Raw genomic sequence first — 2308 nt, forward strand, 5'->3', positions numbered from 1 at the left:
CAGACGAGGACAACCTCGTGCGACACCGCGTCGTCGGCGCCGAGCAGACGCCGCAAAGCTAGCACGTACACAGCGGATTGGGTGGCTGCGGCGGCGACCTTGCCGCCGTCGGCCTGGTCGTCGATGACGGCGAAGGACTTGATCTCGACGACGTGGAATTTGCCGTTGTGGTGGAACGCCACCAAGTCAGGCTCAAGGTAGACGGTGTTACCACCGACGTCGAGGGTCAGCAGAGGATGGTCGAAGAACGTCGACTCGCCGTCGGCGGCCGCGCCGGTCAGCTTCTGCCGAGACCGGATGTGCCGCATCTCCTGGCTGGTGTTTCCACCGACCTCTTCCAGATCGGTCTGGCCGACCTCGTTCAGCTCCAGTCCGAGGGTCTCCCGGAGCAACCGGATCAGCTCGGCAAACGCGTTCGCCTTGACCTGGGCCTCGAAGGCGTTGCCGCGAGTGATCGCAAACTGCGATTGACCGAACTTGGCCGGAAACCCGACGTGCCGGGCCAACTGCTCCTTGTCCACGCCGGCGGCGTCGAGCACAGCGCGGCGGGCACAACCGGGGTTGCCGGTCAACGCGGCGACGGTTCGCGCATTGTGGCGTTTCGCAGGGACTGCTCCGCGGAGGCGGCGCAGTCGGTCGGAAGTGTCGTTGTCCATCTGGTCGTCCTTCGCGGAAGACGAGTGTTACCGGGGGTGGGTCTCAGGACCCGGTGGAGGCAATACCGCGCAGGCGGTTGCCGAAGAGTTGCTCGACGTCCGACAGCTCACGGGCTCGTTTCGCGGCCGCTTCGCGGTGCGACCGATCGGCGTCCCGATGAATGTCTAGTTCGGCTTCCGCGGCTTCGGCGACGGCCGCGGGCGTCATGGCGGTGGCGCTGGCCGCGGCGCCGGGGATGTTGGCGGCGAAGCGCCACAACAGCCGCCGCGCATCGGTGCCCGGATCGGGGATCCGGTCCAGGTGCCTGGCGAGGCGGATCGCCGAAATGAGGAAATCGACCCGCGGGCTCAACGGCCCGATCACCCGGGTGGCCATCGGCCAGGTGGAGACCGCCAGCAGGCCGCGGGCCGGCGCCAGCAGGTCGGCGGTCAGGGCGGGGCACAGATAGTACGGCCGGGAATGCGGCGCGGTCCGGAAGGAGCGCTCCTCGTCACGGCGCAGGCTGGTCAGCCGGGCCGGGATCATCTCGCCGACGTGAAAAGCCTCGTGTACGGCGATGATCAATCTCGGTGCGGCCGCGGCGCCGAGCAAGGTCAACGCCTGGTGTACCTGCTCCCGCAGCGGCAGCAGTGGTCCGGCTTGCCGCGGAACCGGCTTGACCGGCCGTTCAGCCTGGTCGGCGAGGTCGTCCAGGGCCTCGTCCCACTCGTCCTCAAGCCGTCGCAGTTCCTTGCGCAACTCTCGCGCGCGGTCTCGCTCTCCGGCCGTCACCGCCTTGCGGACGGCGGCACGGAGTTCGTCGATGCGGCGCTCGAGGGCCTCGGCGGGAGATGTCACAACGAGCACCATACGGTATCCCAGTGTCTTCCAGCAATTGCCAGTTTGTGGCATGGTGGTCGTCAGCCGACGCGGTGCTACCAGTCACCTTCGGCTCACTTCGGCCAAGGGGAGTCAGATGAGCAGGGATCAGGCACTTCTGGACGTCGTGTTCGACCGGTTGGCGGAGACCGAGGCGTCCGATCAGCTTGCCGAGGTCATCCTCGGCGCCTACGCCGGCGACGAAGAGCTGCGTGCCGTATTGGCCGGGGAAGACGCGCGTCTGCCGCGCCCGAGTGATTCCGTCGAGGTGCGCGAGAACGTCTATCTCGACCGCGTCTCGGTGGCCGGCTTCCGAGGCATCGGTCCGAAGGCGACATTGCATTTGCAGCCGCAGAACGGCCTCACCCTTGTGGTCGGTCGCAACGGCTCCGGCAAGTCCAGCTTCGCCGAGGCCATCGAGCTTGCCCTTACCGGCGACAGCCAGCGATGGGCCGAGCGCAACAGCATCTTCCGCGACGGCTGGCGCAATCTGCATACTTCAGCGCCCTGCGAGATCGACCTGATCGCTCGCCTCGACGGCGTCGCCGCGCCCCTGCGGATTCGGCGAAGCTGGTCCGAGGACGCCACCGAGCCGGGTCAGGCCAAGATCTCTCTGCCCGATATCGAAGCCCTCGGCTGGCAACAGTCGATGGACACTTACCGCCCGTTCCTCACCGCGAACGACCTCGGCCGGCTGATGTCGTCGCGGCCCAGTGAACTGTTCGACGCCATGGCTCCACTGCTCGCCATCGAACCGGTCACCGATGCCGAGACCCGGCTCAAGAATCTTCGC

Annotated in this window: 2 protein-coding genes and 1 pseudogene; 1 reads left to right on the forward strand and 2 read right to left on the reverse strand. The window is 67.2% G+C overall.

What is annotated here, in order from left to right; all coding sequences use genetic code 11:
• Window positions 1-656 (reverse strand): annotated as a pseudogene (locus DMB66_RS58540) (hypothetical protein); the annotation flags it as partial.
• A 43-nt stretch (window positions 657-699) separates the two neighbouring features.
• Window positions 700-1494, reverse strand: a complete 795-nt coding sequence (locus DMB66_RS58545; RefSeq protein ID WP_125812561.1) for a hypothetical protein — start codon at window positions 1492-1494, stop codon at window positions 700-702.
• 118 nt (window positions 1495-1612) lie between these two features.
• On the opposite strand from DMB66_RS58545, the gene DMB66_RS58550 reads away from it, so the two are divergent.
• Window positions 1613-2308: AAA family ATPase (locus DMB66_RS58550; protein WP_158647721.1), on the forward strand; the 696-nt coding region annotated here is incomplete at its 3' end.

Source organism: Actinoplanes sp. ATCC 53533 (assembly GCF_003947245.1).